Here is a 14,937-nt window from a genome sequence, read left to right as displayed (position 1 = left end):
ATGCAACAGCAGAAAGATCCGAGCAACCCTCAGGAGAAGGCCTTGCTCAAGGGCAAGGTACCTCGCAACGTCATCGTTGCCGTCGGCGCTGTCGCAGCCGTGGCGATCGGCGGACTCGGCTTCTACACCCAGACGGTCCAAACCGACAAGGCGGAGGCCGAAGCTCTCAAGGGCAAGCGCGAGCGGGCCGCCGAATCGGTTGGGCAAGGCCCTGCCGACAAGGCCGACGTCGACAAGATTATCGCGGAGCAGCAGGCCGAGGCCCGCCGGCGCGCCGCTGAAGCCGCGGCAAGCGCAAGCGCAGCGGCCGCGAGGGACGCAAAGAAGCCGGCCCTGTCGGCAGATGCGATGCTGCCCAGCGAAAAGACCACTGAGGTCCAGGCGTCGACCGAACAAGACAACATCTACGTTTCGCCGGTTTTCAGGGCAGGTCTCAAGCTCAAGGATGGGCCGACGCAGCCACAGCAACCCCCGCCCGGCGTGATCTCGCCGCAGCAGATGATGCTTCAACAAGCTGCTGCACAAGACGCTGCGATGAAAGATGCAGCTGCTCAAGCGGCATTGGTCGCCAGGGGAGGCCAGGCGGCCGGATCCACAACGACCCAGCAACGCGACAACGCGTTTATGCACGACGTTGCGCAAATGAATGACGGCGACAGGGATTTCGCGCGGGCGAGCTTCGTCGGCCAATCGCGCGGCTGCACGTTGTCACCGCCGGCCAAGATTCCAGTGCTGTCGAACGAGGCGCTCAACTCCGATCGCCCCGGCACAGCCTCGTTGATCGTTGAGACTGACGTCTACGCGAACAACGGCGACGGGCGGTGTTTGTTGATTCCGTGGGGGACCACCATCGTCGCACCGTACAGCTCGGACATTCAACCGGGTCAGGAATCGATCCTGGTCGCCGGCGCTGAGATGCGCCTCCCGAACGGGAAGCACGTCCCGTTGTACGGAGCTCAAGGCGCGGATGGCGACGGCGCAGCGGGGTTTAGCGGCCACGTGAACAGCCACTTCTGGAAGATTTACTCGACCTCATTCCTGACTGCGATCCTCGTCCGATCGTTCAGCAACGGCGATCAGACGACCACCTCCGGCCCGCTCGGTGTCACCCAAGTAGGTAGCACGGCGGGGCAGATTGCGGCACAGACGACGCAGTCGGTGTTGAGCCGGTATCAGAACATCCCGCCGACGGTCACGTCTGCTCCGGGCGAACGACACTTCATGATGAAGATCAATCGTGACCTGGTCCTCGAAAAGTATCGGGACCCGAGATGATCCGGCGTCTAGTCTTTGGCGTCGCCTTGGTAGCGGCGGCCGCTTTTGCACACGCGGCCGTCATCGCTGAGGTGATCAGCCCGGTAAGCGTCGTCATTCAAGACGGGTCGACCCGCCAGGTAGCGATGCTGTCGGGCGAGCCGGTCTACTACTGCGGCCTCGACGCATTCCTCAAGTGGGCGACGCCGCTCATCGGTCAGTCGGTGCGCAGTACACCCCAAGCTGGAATCACGGTCTCGATCGACGGACGCGAAGTAGCGATCGAAGATCTGTTTGCGCAGCGTGGATGGCTACAGCCTCTCGTGCTGGATGACGCCGCGCAGGCCGCGGTGGCCGAGCGGCGTGGCGGGTGGGCATGCTCACGTGCCGTCGTGCCGTTCCAACTGCTGCACACCAGCGTGGATCCCAAGATTCTCGCCGGGATCGCATTGAACGAGTCCAATTACCGCGGCCGAGCCTGATTGCGCAACACGAATCAGGCATGCGCGCGAGCGCCGTGAATCGAAATTCGAATGGCAGCGAGGACATTGGGCTCATGCAGATCAACACCTCCTGGCTTCCTACGCTCTCTCGCTACGGCATCCGTCGTGAACACCTCTTCGACGGCTGCGTGAGCGCGTACGTCGGGGCCTGGATTCTTGCGTCCAATGTGCGCCGCTACGCGGGAGCGCAAGAAGGACCACCTAGACAAGTTGATCGCCGCACATGCATTTGCGCTCGACGTTGTGCTTGTCACGAACAACACCAAAGACTTCACCAGCTATCCGGGTGTCAAGCTCGAAAACTGGTTGAATGACTGACCACGGAAAACTATGGACCTCTACACGAAAAACGGTAAGCCGCTTCAAGTCGCGAACGACTTCGTTTACAGCCGATCCGGCGTTCCGGTCGGCCGCATTCGCGGCGAAAAGGTGTTTGGACCCAATGGCCGCTACGTTGGCTCGATCGTCGGAGACAGGCTGGTTTATCGCTCGACGCAGAGCGCAGCGCTTGGATCACCGTTCTCGGTCGCATATCGTGCCGGAAGCGCGAAGGCGCATCGCGCCGGTTCGGCTATTTGGGGTGACGAGCCCAACATTCCTGACTGATCGGCAAACCGTACCGCTTGATGACGCGAAAGACTTCCACCGGGGCTGTCAGTTACTCGTGTGACTCCATGAGTCAACTGTTCCGCAAGCTGCACTCTCAAGCTGGCATAGAGGGAGCAAGCGCAATGTCAGGACGCCGAACTTTTGCTGTGCGTTTGCATCGACTCGGATTCGATCTTCGCCACATAAACGAGCTGCTTGGACACGAAACACTGACGGCAACGAAGCGATTGATCGACGCCGATCCGGTTCGACTAGGAGCGATTGTCGCGGGGGTAATTTGAAGGACGCAGGCAATGTGCAATTGCAGCAAATATGCTTCGCCGCGACGACCGCCCAGCTGCTGCTCGATCAGCCGTAAAACCTTGCCAATCCTTGGGTCTCAGTCGTGGCGTAGAAAATGCTGCCGTGCAGCAAATTGGCCGCACCATGAAGCCCGCGCGACGCATCATTGCGCTACAATAGCGATTATTGAAACGCAATAGCGAGGTGTGCAATGGCGGAAGCGTTGAAGACGGTGACGGCTCAACTGCCGGTGAATCTTGTGGCCCGCATGGATGACTTGGCGACGAAGCTGGATCGCTCGAAGCAATGGATCGTGCGCAAGGCGGTGGTGGCTTATCTCGCCCGAGCGGAGCGTGAGCGCCAGATGATTCAAGAAGGCTTGGACGACGTGACTGCGGGCAGGCTGCTCTCCATGGACGCGATGGAGCGCTGGGCCGACAGCCTGGGCACCGATCATGAGCTTCCCTTGCCGAAGGTTGGTGAGTGATGGCCGTTCCGGTCGTGTTCACCAGCAAGGCCGCGTCGGACCTGCTGACCATCTACGAGTTTGAAAAGATGCTCAACGGAGCGACCAAGGCTCGCGAGACTGTGAAGGCGCTGAATGGCGAGGCCAAATCCCTGGGTGTCCAACTGCGCCACCGCATCGGGGAGGAACTGGACGGTTGGGAGGGTCCACCGGCCCGAGAGATTCACAAGGACGTGTGCCTCCATGGGGACTATGAGATCCACTACGAGATCATCCCGGCCTACGAGCCGAATCCGACGAGCATCGCAATCCTTCGGGTGTGGGATACGCGGCAGGACCGCTGAACAAAAGGGCCGACATTTGAACGACGCTGCAAAGGGGAAAAGTAAAAGCATGACTTCCAAAACGACGGGCTACGTCGCCCTTGTTGCACAACTAGAAGCACTGGACGCACAGATCAAGGTGCTACGCGAAGTTGAACGCGACGCGGCGATCGAGCAGATCAAGGCGCTGATGAAAGAGTTCGATATCAGCGTTGTGGATCTGCAGGAGCGAGGGAAAAAATGCTATCGCACGATGGGTGCGTCAGAGTGCCATGACCGCAGCCACGCCGTTCACAATTGACGTCGCAGAGGCGCTGCAGATTATCAGGTTATTCAGCACACCAATCGCCTGATTCAGGTTGTCGATCGCCAGTTGCGAATCGGTCGCGGTCGACCCGAAGCCAATCCCATTTAGCCGGTCACACATAGCGACAATGTCCTGGTTCACCTGGGCCATTGCAACAGGGTCGCTCGGCTGCTGATTCAGTAGATACTTATAGGTGGCCGACAGCGCAGCGAGCTGTCTCGCGGTTTCTGCATAGCTAACCATGATCGATCTCCTTAAAAATTAATGGCCCCGCCACTGCGCGAGCGGCTAGTCAGTGCTTGGCATTCGCGGCCGCAGCCGCTCCCGAGGCTGCCGGCGCAGGCGCGGCACCGGCGCCGCTCGCGGCTTTAGCCTTGTCCGCCTGCCATGCTTGCCCTGTTGCGACGACAAACGACGCACCGGATTCGAAAGCGGCCTTCTCGCTACCGGGCTTCGACAGGCCCTGCAGTATCAGATCGATCTGGGAGAGGCTGGCGACTGGATCGGCCGGTTTCGCCGACCCACTCGCGGCACCGCTAGCGTGACTGGCTGCGGTCGCGAGCAACTGTGTGTCAGGGGCAGTCGTCATCGGCGCGCCCGCAAGCGAATCTAACTGGGCAAGCGTTCGGGTGCTCCCGTTGTGGGCAGCGATCGTCCACTGCGCCTGCAACATGGCTGTCGCCGCGTCAAACGAGCCGCGCCACTGGTCAAACGTCACAATATCCGCGGTCACTGTCGCTCGTCCGTCCTTCGCCTGATCCGAGAAACGGCTGACTTCGCCTGTCAGCGCCTTGATTTCCGTGTCGATCGTGGTCGCGGGCGGCGCAACGCGGTCAGACGCGCAACCGGCCACTGCAGCTGCCACCACGATCCACGCGAGCTTGATGCGAATCGGGTGCATGTCAGTGGACTCTCGCGGCAATGACGACGGTGGCCAGGGCCTGGATGAACGAGGCGATGGTCGCCGGCGTGATGCCCGCTTTGCCTGCGGACGCAAGCGCCGTGAGCGCTTCGGTGTCAACCGCAACGCGCGCATCGAGCTTCGCTGCGTCCGACGACTGCATCTCGACGCGGATGAGTTGTGCTTGCCGAATCTCGCTTGCGTTACCCGACACCCTGCCTTCGATCCATGCACGGTCGTAAAGCGTCAGGGCCTCGCTCAGTGGCACGGCAGCGGCCGCGCACCTGGGCGATTCAAGCATGACACCCAGGTTCGTCGCCTTGCAATTTGAATGCGCGATCGCGCGTTGCGCGTCATCCAGCGCTTTGCTAGTCGCATTGAGCAAAACGAATTCGATGACATATGCCTGTTGCTGGTTTTCGAGTTCGATGACCTGATTCTTCACCGCATCTATCTGGGCCTGGACCGCGGCCTGCATACCGGCTTCCGTCCTAACCTGCAGGTCTAGCACCGCGGACGCCGCCTCTTCGCCAACTTGCCCATCCGCGGCAAGGGTGGTCACGCCTGAGATGACGCTTGCGATGGCGAGATCCGACGGCCCGCTTTTGCCGCTCGCGCCTCGCGCGGCCGCTGCAGCACTTGCGCCGCTCGCCGGCACCGTCGCGTGTAGCGCCGCATTGAGATTGGTGTTCCGGAATTTGATCGCGGCAAGCTTAGCTCCCGGTTCATCGCCGGGGTAACCGAGGGTTGCAGCGCCCTTATCTGCTGCGTCGAGAATATTCAGTATGTCCTGGACACGCTTGCCGACCTCGCTCGCGTCGTTCCCCGACGCTTTTGCGCTCGTCAATTTCGCTTGCGCATCCTTGAGGCTAGCCGCGGTATTCGTCTCGTTATTGTTCAGCGCCTTCAGGTCCGCCACTCGGTCCGCAAGCGCTGTCTTCACATTGGGAATCCGTCCTGTCACACCTGCGGCTGTCAGTCCCGCCAGCACCTGGTCGCCCGGTCGTGGGTTGCTCATGGCGCTGAGGTATGCCGTACACATGGCGAACATTTTCTCGGCTGCGGTACTGTCCGGTTCATGAGGATCCTTGAAAGTCTTGCAGGACGTGAAATCCGTTCGACCGGTCGCCTTGTAGGCACTGACCGCCGTGTTGTAGGTTTCGATGATTTTATCCGTGCTGGGATCGTTCGGAATTTGATCGGTTATCGAGCTCCCCGTTGGGTCGGTAAAGAGAAGTAGTTGCCAATCCCCAGAGGCGACGGATGCGCCACACGCCAGATCGCAACGCCTCTGCTTGACTTCATCGCGAAATACGAGAAGCGGACACGCGGAGCCGCGGCCCTTCAAGGTCTCGCACTTCCTGGCGATATAGTTTGAATCCCCAAGCAGGCGCGCCAGGTCGTAGCGTCGCATCGACTGGTTGAGGGCGATGCTGGCGTTGACCTCGGCGGTGTCGAGCTTCGCCTCGTCGCTCAGCGTGTTCGCGCCGATCGACGGCAGGCCGCCCGACTGGAAGGTACTGAGCGCTTTGGACGTTTGCTGCTCGACATTGTCATCGTGGAAGGAGAGTCCGCATCCCGCGAGCGGAAACGTGGCTATAAGGCCACAGAGCGCGACGCGTATCGTTCGCGATGCGCGAGCATGTGGTGAAGGCATCTCTATTCCATGGGACCCTACCGGCCCGTTCTTGATACGCCGCCAATGGCTTCTGGTCGCTGTTTTCCAGATTCGGGCGACGCCACGTGTGCGGCGTCATCCGTCATTCGATTCTAGGGAAGCGATAAAAAGGTGCAATAATAAAATCGCATCCGGACATATTAAGCAGATATTTAGGGGAAATCTCGCCGACAGTGGCCCATATGTGCGCCTTGCTCCTGGCTGACAACATCTCGGAAATTTGAATGGCGACGATAAATCAAAATGGACATGTGCAGGCGCACTGCCCGACATGCAGCGGTGCGCTAACCTCGTTCCAGATCGGCGATCCTCAGCGTGGGCAATACGGGCAAGTTTTCCGGCAGCTGGAAGGCGGAGGCGTTGAGATCTACAGATTGGCGTGCTGTTCTGGCTGTGGAGCAGGCGCATTGATCACGCTGTTGAATGACGGACGGCACACGACGCTCGAGGATTTTTACCCCGAAGCGGAAGAGCGCCAAACTTTGCCTGCGGGCGTTCCGGACGGGATCGTCAACGAGTTTCGAGAAGGTGAAGAGTGTGCTGAGGCCGGCTGCTATCGGGCTGCCGCTGCATTGTTTCGATCTGTCCTCGACAAGACGCTGCGGGCTAACGGGTACAAACTTAAAAAGGGAACGCCCCTTGAGCAACAAATTGACTTGGCTGCTGACGATGGCGTGATAACAGCGTCACGACGTAAGCGTGCCAATGACGAAATTCGTACGCTCGGAAATGATGTTTTGCACGATGAATGGCGCAAGGTATCACCGGAAGAAGTGCAAACGGCCAAGGACTACGCGGCAAGGCTGCTGCATGACTTTTACGATGACCGTGAGACGGTACTCTCCGTGCTTCGTGCGAAGGGGCGTGTTTGTGATGACGACAAGCCCGTCGAGCGCGGTCTCGACTGACCACGGAAAACGTCATGAAGCTTGATCGTCGCTGTCCTCGTTGTCGCACGTAAGCGATCGGCTAACGACGCCACCCGTGCAGCGGATCACGAGACTTGACATGCGACGACGCCGTGTAATATGGCCGAATGTCTTATTCCGCCGTCCAGCCACGTACATCGATAGGGGCAACACATAATGCAAGACATCTTTGAACCCCGCCGCGAACCAGCGCGCAGCATCTACCACGCATTCCAAGCCGAGGCGACCAAACGCAAAGGACGCAGCGTCGACGAGTGGCTAGCAGCGGAGCGCGACGCCGTATTTCGCGAAGCGGCGCTTCAAGCGCAAAGACTCGGGCTGCGCGTTCCAACGATGGATGACGTTGTCAGCGGAGAACGCTATGCCGTCGGGTCGGTGGACTATGGTGCGAAGTGGGCGTACTGCGTGGTAGAGGCGATGCGTAAGCCCGCTTGAACGTACCACCTCATCAGTCGGGCATCCGATGAAGAGCATGCTGTGCTCATGGAATCACTGAAGTAATTGACAACGGAAAACAGGGGGAAAGGATGCAAGAAGGAACTGTTGTCGTCACGAACCAGAGGCGCGGTATGTTTGTTGTACAGATTGACGAAGGCGACTTTGTTGTCTTCGAGTTGATCGCTGATATTGACATCGCGGTTGGCGACCGAATTGCAGGTGACCTCGAGGCGTTAGGGCGAGAAGAACTTCGGCACTTGGGCCAGATCCGGCGCTTCGATGCGTATGGCCAGAGCGGTCCGAGCAGCCTCGCAGCGTGTAAGCGCCTCGTTGGAAACTGATCGGAAAACGGGGGCGAGCACGAGGGCGAGCTATGAGCGCAAGGACATTTGAGGACGTGGTTGAACTGGTGAAGTCGAAGGCGGGTGAATGCTTGTCGTCATCGGGCGACTACACGAGCACAACGTCAGTTCTGCGATTTCGATGCTCAACGGGGCACGAATGGACAACTCGTGCCACTAATATCCTGCATCGTGGCCGTTGGTGTCCGAATTGCGGTGCTGCTAAAAGTCCGCCTCTCACGCTTGATGAAATTCGGAGGGTAGCCGCAGAAAGAGGCGGCGAATGTCTGTCCGAAGCGTACTACGGTGCTCATCGGAAGCACGTGTTCCGATGCGCGGCCGGTCACGTATGGGAGGCTCGCCCCGCAAATCTTCGCCATAGAACTTCGTGGTGTCCGGTCTGCGCGCGCGTGACTAATTCCCGGTCGTTGAAGGTACAGGAGACGAACAGGTTGGCCGAGATTCAAGACGTGGCTCAGAGCCGACTCGGCAGGTGCCTATCCGATCGCTATCTTGGGGATAAGGTTCACCTTCATTTCGAATGCGCAGACGGCCATCGATGGTGGACAACGCCCAACACCATTAAACGGCCTCACTGGTGTCCTCTGTGCAAGCATGGAAAGCAAGTAGAGCAACGCGGTTAACCACGGAAAACAGGAGCAGCAACGATGACGGTAGATGAATTGCGCAACGCGCTGGCGCAGCTCGACGGCAACATGAAGGTGTGTGTGGCCTACCCCGACACAGCCATCGGCCTCAATGAGTTCGAACAGGAGACGTTTGACGTACGCGCGAAAGGGGTGACGACATCGCTCGCTGGACAAGACGAACCGGTGTTCCGGCTTGAGGCGTGGGGCATCAGCACCTGAGCAGCAAGGAAAACGCAGGCGCGCGAGCCGCGCACGATATTGGTTCACGAATCGAAGTCTGCGGGGGCTTGTGAGGTAGGCCAATCCAAGCAGCAGTTAACGTTGGGGGTGATATGGCGAAGCAGGTATCGCTAGCAAGTGGAGTTAGTTTCCAGACGCTTACGGCCGCGAGATCGTACTTCAGCGTGATACGGCAGGCCACGCTTCCTGGAACGAAGGTCGCGGACCCTAACCGGTCGGATATTCTGGATGTCTACCGGCGCTACTGTGCTGCGACGAACTACCCTGCGATAGATGCTGTAGAGGTGACGACAGAACTCGACAATCAGCAACGGCCTTCCGGTGGTTACAACACGACTAAGGCGTTTGCTGTCGTAGCAGCGACCGGAGAGACAACAGTCTTTAGCATCGACAGAGCGTTGGCTGCAATCGCCACGTAGCTTGCGGTCGGGCAAATCGAATAGGAAAACGGCATGAAAATTGAATTGATGGATTCGAGCAAAAGGCTCGCGGAGCAACCTCAACAACAATGGCTCAACAGCAGCGCGCCAGGCTCACACACAGCGTTGTTTGCTGGCAATGACATGTCTTTGCAGCATGAGCACGATGGCGCTTTCACCTTTACTACCTTGGTTACGCCGCGCACGACTTCGCGAGCGCCGAGGCTGCGAAGAAAGCCGCACCGGAGTTTGCCCGTCGAGTTTTGGTGCGACTGAGCGACATGATTGCGGACTGATCGGAAAACGGGAAAGCGCGATGGAACGTATTGCGGTGTCGGCTACCTACGAGGTGGTGCAATCCGGCGAACGCGTCACCGGCAGTGTCGCATTCGTGGCTCGCGTAACGGACCCATCCAAAGGACTCGATCTGGTTACGCGCGCTCAACGTGCAGTAGCGCGTCGTCTGCGGGTGCGGCTGTCTGACGTAAAAATCCTCGGCGTCATGTCGAGCTGACGCAAAGGAAAACGTGTATCCGGCACGCGTCCACTAGGAAAAGACCGGCTTGGCCGGCATTGACACCCACGGAGAGGATGAAAAAAATGTCGCTTTGGCTGCAAATCGGTTCCGCTGTCTTCGGCCTCATTGCTGCAGCACTCTGGTTTTGGTCTGCGAAAGCTAAAGCTCCCCCTGCGGTGTTAGACGGCGGGGTGAGAATGCAGAAATTTCTCGATGACGCTGCTCGCCGCAACATGTGGGCGGCAGGCGCCACCGGTATCTCGGTCCTGTTCTCTGGCGCAATCACCGTGCTCTCTAACATGTGCAAGCACTGACCAAACCCAACCTTTGACCACGGAAAACTTCGGCTGGGCCTGCAAAAAGAGTCGCCGGCCAATGCCAGCGCATAGGATAAACACTGGCGCGATGCGCCAATCGTCTACGGGGAAAAAAATGGCTATGACGCCGCAAAAGAAGATGGCAAACCGTCTGCGCTCACTCGACGAGCTGGACGATGTGACCGTCGAGGTATCGGACGGATTGGGGCAGATCACCGTTGGGCATCGACTCCACCATGTCGCGGACTTTGCTTTCAAGTGGGTCGATGACAACCATTATGTCGGGTACTTTATTGACGCCAATGGTTATCAAAGTCAAGCGATTGTCGCTCTCTGGACCCCGATGGAGGCCGTTAAATTTATTGTTCTGTACTCGACGCTTGTCGAATTGCGGGCGAAGCGCGAACCCAACCTTTGACCACGGAAAACGCTAGCGCTCGATGCGCTGGCCACAAAGGAAAAGTTAGACATGGCAACAGAGAATGAACTCGCGATGGTACTTCGCGACTATTTGGACAAAGCGCCGGTTTTTGCTGAAAACCGGGCGCAGGCCGAGCGCAATGGTTTCGAGGTACATGACGACATTTCGATCGCTATGAAGAATCCATGCGGACACCCAACCGGCTCGCTGATTCGCCAGTACATCGGGAAAGGTGTCGAAGTAAGGCCGCTGCGTAGTACCTTTGACCTAACTCTTCGCGGGCGGGAGTGGGGCGTCAGGTGCTCGTCGGGCTACCCTGGCCCGGATTTGGACTAACAGGAATATCGGAAAACACAAAGTGAAGCTGCCGCACATCAAAACCCCTTGCCGAGACTGCCCGTTCAGGACGGACACGTTGAAGGGCTGGCTAGGCGAGCAACGAACCGCAGAGATACTTGCTGCCGATTCGTTTGTGTGTCACGAGCGAACTGATATGCAATGCGCCGGGCACATGCTCATCAATGGCAATGACAACGCTTTTGTGCGTGTAGCTTCAATGCTAAACATCGACCTCGATCTGTCTGGACATGAGCAAGTCTTTACAAGCAAAGCGGCCTGCATCGAACACCACAAGAACTGAAGGAAATCGCTCGCGCTCGATGCGCTGGCCACAAAGGAAAAGCCGTTCCCTTGCAAATACTGCGCCGCACCATCCATCAACCGCGTAAACCGGATACCCCAAAAAAAGGTTCATCGCGGATTACCGGGGAAGGCAGCGCGGATCTTGAGGAAGAAGTATTCCTCATCCCGGTAGCCGTAGGCCCGACGCTTGATGACCTTGATGGTGTTGTTGATGCCTTCGACGACGCTGGTATTGAGCGGGTGTTTGCAGCGAGCCAGAATGCCGTGCCAGTAGCTTTGCAGGCGTTCAGCGAACAGTTTGAGCGGCGAAATGCCGCTCTGCTGAGCCTGCCTGATCCATTGTCCCCATGCCTTCTGAGCCCAGGCGGGTCTCTGGTAGAACCAGAGTCGCTTGAGTTCATCGCGTAGCAGATAGACGCACAGCAACGGCTGGTTGGCTTCCAGCAGTTCATTCAGATGTACCGCCTGATCTGCCCGCAAGTTCTGGCGATTGCGCAGCAGCAGCCAGCGGCTCGACTTCAGTACTTTGCGCGCAGGACGGTCGTGCCGAAGCTGATTGGCCTGATCGACTCGTACCCGGTCAATGACTTCACGTCCGTACTTGGCCACCACGTGGAACAAGTCATAGACGACTTCCGCCTGCGGGCAGTTCGCCTTGATTTCCAGCTCATAGGCGGTCGTCATATCGATGGCGACCGCCTCGATGCGCTCGGCAACGCCTTCGGGAAGCTGCTCGAAGAAGGCTCGGGCGGTTTCGCGTGAGCGGCCCTGGCCGATCCATAGCACTTGCCGGCTGATCGGCTCAACAACCACGGTGGCATAGCGATGGCCCTTGTGGAGCGCAAACTCGTCCATGGCCAGATACCGCACCTGTTCCCAATCCGGCTCAACAATGCTGGCTTGCAAACTGGCTTTGTCGATCGATTTGACAGTGTGCCAATTCAGACCATAGAACGCAGCAACAGCCTGTACGCTGGCGGACTTCAGCAAGATCTCGCAGGCCTTGGCAAAGCGGGCAGTGACCCGTTGGTAACGCCCCAGCCAATCCAGCCTCTCCAACCGAGGGCCGCCGCAGTGGTCGCACCAGACTCGTCGGCGCGGCACATGGAGCACCACCCGGTATTCAAATAAGGGCAGATCCCGCACCCGCCGAACGGTCGTCTCGTGAATCTGCTGGCACCGTTTGCCGCATTGCTCGCAGACCATCACTTTGCTGACCGGCTTGAGATACAGCGACAGGGTTCGGCTTGCCTCCGACGGCCATTCCACTCGCTCAACCCGGTAGTGCAGCCATGGATCCGCCGACTTCGTCAACTTCTCCAACGCCGCTCGCAGTGTCAGGTTCGAATCGAAGAGGCCCGCCAAAGAAACAATCAGCAGCGCCGCGCGAAGGTCACGCCGGTTGCGCCACATCAGCGGCATCGCGTCGACCCGATTGCGCAGCGGGCCAGTCCAGCGCTTCAGCGTGGAGAAATAGCCCGCTACCAACCCCGCGACAATCGTGCCGGTGATGGTGAGCTGCAAGCGCTACAATGCGATGGGCAACGTGGTGCGCGTGTGGGGACCGGCAAAAACGGCAGGGGTGGCGATCTGCCCGACGGAAGCCGCGCCGACGCCGATCACGGATACGGCCTACGACGATCATCATCGCGTGAGCCGTGTGACGCAGTACCTCGGCGCGGATGATGGCGGCAACCGCGTCGTCGATACGCTTTACTACCCAGACGACACCGTGCAGAGCGTTCGCAAGGCAGTGGGAACGGGACTGGAGCAGAGCTACGTCAGCTATGTCTACAACCCGAATGGCCCGGTCGCGCTGACGACTGACGCCAAGGGCAACACCACGGTCAATCTGTATGACGGGCAAGACCGCCTGTATCGCACGCACTACCCGCTGGAGGGGCAACCGGGAAAGGCCGATGCGAACAATTACGAGCAGTATTACTGGGACGAGAATGGCAATCTGGTCGGGCTGCGCAAGCGCAACGGCCAGGCCTATACGCAGACTTTTGATGCGCTGGATCGTCTGGCCGTGCGGTACATGCCGGTTAACGGGGGCAACGTGCAGTACGGCTACGACCTGCGCGGCCTGAAGACGAGCTCGCAATACAGCGACGGCAGCCAAACAATCACGAACAGCTATGACGGGCTGGGCCAACTGACGCAGACGAGTGCGGCTGGAAGGCCGCTGAGTTATCACTACGACGCGGCGGGGAGGGTGACTGATGTCGCGTGGCCGGATGGTTTCCATCTGGCCGTTCAGTACGATGTGTTCGGCCGGCCGTCGCAGTTGCTGGAAAACGGCACGGTGAGTCTCGCGAAGTACAGTTACGATCCGCTGGGCCGTCGTGCGCAAGTGGATCTTGGCAATGGGACGCGCACCGAGTTAGCGTACGACAACCAAGGCTTCGTGGCGGCCAAGAATCACCGCTTCACGAGCAGTACCGAGGATTGGGTCGCGACGTTCATGCGCAACCAGCTGGGCGACATCAAGAAGCAAAGTGTAACGAGCAACCGGTATGGCTGGGCGCCGGCGATCGGGACAAGCACGTACTCGGCGAATGCGTTGAATCAGTACGCGGCGGTATCTGAGAGTGCAATCAAGTACGACTTGAACGGCAACCTGACCGGCGATGCGGTGTGGACCTATACGTACGATGTCGACAACCGGATGAAGACGGCGACCCGCTCGGGCACTAACGCCGCGCTGGGATACGATCCGGAAGGGCGGCTGGTCAAGATGAGCGTCAATGGCGTGGACACGGTGCTGCTGTACGACGGTAAGAACCTCGTATCCGAATATGACGGTGCGGGCGCGATGACGCACCGCTTTGTGTTCGGCCCGGGAGTCGACGAGCCGCTGGTGCAATACGATGGCGCGGGTACGGCGTCGAAGAGTTGGCTGTATGCAAACCAGCAAGGTAGTATCGTTGCGCAGGCAAACGGGAGTGGGGCGACCACCAGCAGTCAGGCCTATGGGCCGTTCGGCGAAACCGCCGGAACGGTCGTGCCGCGATTTGGGTATACAGGGCAGCAGTATCTCGCGTCGCTGGGCTTGTACTACTACAAGGCACGGATGTATTCGCCGGAACTGGGGCGTTTTCTGCAGACGGATCCGATCGGGTACAAGGATGATCTGAACTGGTATGCGTACGTCAGAAATAACCCCGTCAATCTGGTCGATCCGGCTGGAGAGAGTCCAGTGTCCGAACTGCTCAAGGAAGTCATCACCAGATACGCACCAGGACCATTCGCGAAGGAAAGCATCAAAGCTAGCGGTCCCCGAGTGACTGCGGAGGAAACGAGAACGATCACTGCGATAGGTAAGGAAAGCGGATGTCACCTATGTGGCACCTCGGATCCGGGAACGAAGTCAGGCAATTACATTGGCGATCATATTCCACCGACCAAATTGGCGAACGGTGAAGAGCAGCGCCTGTTCCCGAGTTGCCTGACGTGTTCCAACGCACAGGGTGGATTTGTGAGCGGATTGCTTCGACGTACGGCCGAGGCAGCCGCAGTGGTTGGTTCGACGGTCAGCGAAGCCGCCACTCATGCGTGGAACGACTTCAAAGAAGATCCGCTGGGAGGTGTTTTCTGGACGATGCAGTCGTCCTCTCTCGGAGACGGCACCCTGAAGGGAATGCATAAAGGACGATCGGGTTTTTGAACGTTAGGCTGCGGCCCTGCGCACGCGGTG

Annotated in this window: 22 protein-coding genes and 2 pseudogenes; 20 read left to right on the top strand and 4 right to left on the bottom strand. The window is 58.9% G+C overall.

The features are described from left to right. The 9 genes and pseudogenes from Bsp3421_RS00550 to Bsp3421_RS00510 all read left to right on the top strand — a co-directional run bounded on the left by Bsp3421_RS00550 (window position 1) and on the right by Bsp3421_RS00510 (window position 3,738). On the top strand, window positions 1–1,275 hold the full coding sequence (locus Bsp3421_RS00550; protein ID WP_273994903.1) for a TrbI/VirB10 family protein: 1,275 nt from the start codon (window positions 1–3) through the stop codon (window positions 1,273–1,275). Then, the gene (locus tag Bsp3421_RS00545; protein ID WP_273994902.1) at window positions 1,272–1,736 is read left to right on the top strand and encodes a hypothetical protein; all 465 of its coding nucleotides are present in this window, start codon (window positions 1,272–1,274) and stop codon (window positions 1,734–1,736) included. Before Bsp3421_RS00550 ends, Bsp3421_RS00545 begins: the two co-directional genes overlap by 4 nt. Then, window positions 1,631–1,882 (top strand): annotated as a pseudogene (locus Bsp3421_RS00540) (lytic transglycosylase domain-containing protein); the annotation flags it as partial. The gene Bsp3421_RS00545 and the pseudogene Bsp3421_RS00540, both read left to right, overlap by 106 nt. A gap of 37 nt (window positions 1,883–1,919) precedes the next feature. Then, window positions 1,920–2,075 (top strand): annotated as a pseudogene (locus Bsp3421_RS00535) (VapC toxin family PIN domain ribonuclease); the annotation flags it as partial. 12 nt (window positions 2,076–2,087) lie between these two features. After that, window positions 2,088–2,363: a hypothetical protein gene (locus Bsp3421_RS00530; protein WP_273995147.1), complete on the top strand. Its 276-nt coding sequence runs from the start codon at window positions 2,088–2,090 to the stop codon at window positions 2,361–2,363. A gap of 20 nt (window positions 2,364–2,383) precedes the next feature. Then, window positions 2,384–2,647, top strand: a complete 264-nt coding sequence (locus tag Bsp3421_RS33885; protein WP_337995241.1) for a tyrosine-type recombinase/integrase — start codon at window positions 2,384–2,386, stop codon at window positions 2,645–2,647. A 212-nt stretch (window positions 2,648–2,859) separates the two neighbouring features. Further along, the gene (locus Bsp3421_RS00520; protein WP_094783063.1) at window positions 2,860–3,135 is read left to right on the top strand and encodes a CopG family ribbon-helix-helix protein; all 276 of its coding nucleotides are present in this window, start codon (window positions 2,860–2,862) and stop codon (window positions 3,133–3,135) included. Next, window positions 3,135–3,458 (top strand): type II toxin-antitoxin system RelE/ParE family toxin, encoded by a 324-nt coding sequence (locus tag Bsp3421_RS00515; RefSeq protein WP_273995145.1) that lies wholly within the window; start codon window positions 3,135–3,137, stop codon window positions 3,456–3,458. Before Bsp3421_RS00520 ends, Bsp3421_RS00515 begins: the two co-directional genes overlap by 1 nt. Window positions 3,459–3,507: 49 nt before the next feature. Next, the gene (locus Bsp3421_RS00510) at window positions 3,508–3,738 is read left to right on the top strand and encodes an H-NS family nucleoid-associated regulatory protein (RefSeq protein WP_273995143.1); all 231 of its coding nucleotides are present in this window, start codon (window positions 3,508–3,510) and stop codon (window positions 3,736–3,738) included. Here Bsp3421_RS00510 and Bsp3421_RS00505 read toward each other — a convergent pair. Genes Bsp3421_RS00505 through Bsp3421_RS00495 form a run of 3 tightly spaced genes read right to left on the bottom strand, consistent with a single transcriptional unit; the run spans window position 3,700 to window position 6,302 of the window. Further along, window positions 3,700–3,987, bottom strand: coding sequence for a hypothetical protein (locus Bsp3421_RS00505; RefSeq protein ID WP_273995142.1), 288 nt, complete (start codon window positions 3,985–3,987; stop codon window positions 3,700–3,702). The two genes, Bsp3421_RS00510 and Bsp3421_RS00505, sit on opposite strands and share 39 nt — an antisense overlap. 49 nt (window positions 3,988–4,036) lie before the next feature. Beyond that, window positions 4,037–4,645: a hypothetical protein gene (locus tag Bsp3421_RS00500; RefSeq protein WP_273995141.1), complete on the bottom strand. Its 609-nt coding sequence runs from the start codon at window positions 4,643–4,645 to the stop codon at window positions 4,037–4,039. 1 nt (window position 4,646) lies between these two features. After that, complete coding sequence (locus tag Bsp3421_RS00495; RefSeq protein ID WP_273995140.1) at window positions 4,647–6,302, bottom strand: hypothetical protein; 1,656 nt, start codon at window positions 6,300–6,302, stop codon at window positions 4,647–4,649. A 245-nt stretch (window positions 6,303–6,547) separates the two neighbouring features. Here Bsp3421_RS00495 and Bsp3421_RS00490 point away from each other — a divergent pair, with 245 nt between their 5' ends. From Bsp3421_RS00490 to Bsp3421_RS00445, 10 genes are all read left to right on the top strand, one after another. Beyond that, window positions 6,548–7,231 (top strand): DUF4145 domain-containing protein, encoded by a 684-nt coding sequence (locus tag Bsp3421_RS00490; RefSeq protein WP_273995138.1) that lies wholly within the window; start codon window positions 6,548–6,550, stop codon window positions 7,229–7,231. A 177-nt stretch (window positions 7,232–7,408) separates the two neighbouring features. Next, entirely contained in the window at window positions 7,409–7,687 is a 279-nt protein-coding gene (locus Bsp3421_RS00485) for a hypothetical protein (RefSeq protein WP_273995137.1), read from the top strand. A 92-nt stretch (window positions 7,688–7,779) separates the two neighbouring features. Further along, window positions 7,780–8,031, top strand: coding sequence for a hypothetical protein (locus Bsp3421_RS00480; RefSeq protein ID WP_273995136.1), 252 nt, complete (start codon window positions 7,780–7,782; stop codon window positions 8,029–8,031). Between the two features lie 668 nt (window positions 8,032–8,699). After that, window positions 8,700–8,900: a hypothetical protein gene (locus tag Bsp3421_RS00475; protein ID WP_273995134.1), complete on the top strand. Its 201-nt coding sequence runs from the start codon at window positions 8,700–8,702 to the stop codon at window positions 8,898–8,900. Window positions 8,901–9,373: 473 nt separating this feature from the next. Continuing rightward, on the top strand, window positions 9,374–9,616 hold the full coding sequence (locus tag Bsp3421_RS00470; RefSeq protein ID WP_273995133.1) for a hypothetical protein: 243 nt from the start codon (window positions 9,374–9,376) through the stop codon (window positions 9,614–9,616). Window positions 9,617–9,656: 40 nt separating this feature from the next. After that, window positions 9,657–9,854, top strand: coding sequence for a hypothetical protein (locus Bsp3421_RS00465; RefSeq protein WP_252987851.1), 198 nt, complete (start codon window positions 9,657–9,659; stop codon window positions 9,852–9,854). Between the two features lie 77 nt (window positions 9,855–9,931). After that, window positions 9,932–10,171 carry a hypothetical protein gene (locus tag Bsp3421_RS00460; RefSeq protein WP_273995132.1) on the top strand — a complete coding sequence of 80 codons (240 nt, stop codon included), beginning with the start codon at window positions 9,932–9,934 and terminating at the stop codon, window positions 10,169–10,171. 118 nt (window positions 10,172–10,289) lie between these two features. Then, window positions 10,290–10,592, top strand: a complete 303-nt coding sequence (locus Bsp3421_RS00455; RefSeq protein WP_273995131.1) for a hypothetical protein — start codon at window positions 10,290–10,292, stop codon at window positions 10,590–10,592. 51 nt (window positions 10,593–10,643) lie between these two features. Beyond that, window positions 10,644–10,931 (top strand): hypothetical protein, encoded by a 288-nt coding sequence (locus Bsp3421_RS00450; protein ID WP_273995130.1) that lies wholly within the window; start codon window positions 10,644–10,646, stop codon window positions 10,929–10,931. A 22-nt stretch (window positions 10,932–10,953) separates the two neighbouring features. Further along, window positions 10,954–11,235 (top strand): DUF6283 family protein, encoded by a 282-nt coding sequence (locus Bsp3421_RS00445; protein ID WP_273995129.1) that lies wholly within the window; start codon window positions 10,954–10,956, stop codon window positions 11,233–11,235. A gap of 110 nt (window positions 11,236–11,345) precedes the next feature. Here Bsp3421_RS00445 and Bsp3421_RS00440 read toward each other — a convergent pair whose 3' ends face one another. Continuing rightward, complete coding sequence (locus Bsp3421_RS00440) at window positions 11,346–12,761, bottom strand: ISL3 family transposase (protein ID WP_273995128.1); 1,416 nt, start codon at window positions 12,759–12,761, stop codon at window positions 11,346–11,348. Here Bsp3421_RS00440 and Bsp3421_RS00435 point away from each other — a divergent pair. After that, entirely contained in the window at window positions 12,748–14,907 is a 2,160-nt protein-coding gene (locus Bsp3421_RS00435) for an RHS repeat domain-containing protein (RefSeq protein ID WP_273995151.1), read from the top strand. The two genes, Bsp3421_RS00440 and Bsp3421_RS00435, sit on opposite strands and share 14 nt — an antisense overlap. Window positions 14,908–14,937: the final 30 nt, after the last annotated feature.

It is taken from the genome of Burkholderia sp. FERM BP-3421, from assembly GCF_028657905.1.
Classification (GTDB): Bacteria; Pseudomonadota; Gammaproteobacteria; order Burkholderiales; family Burkholderiaceae; genus Burkholderia.
This window is presented reverse-complemented; position numbering and strand designations above follow the sequence as displayed.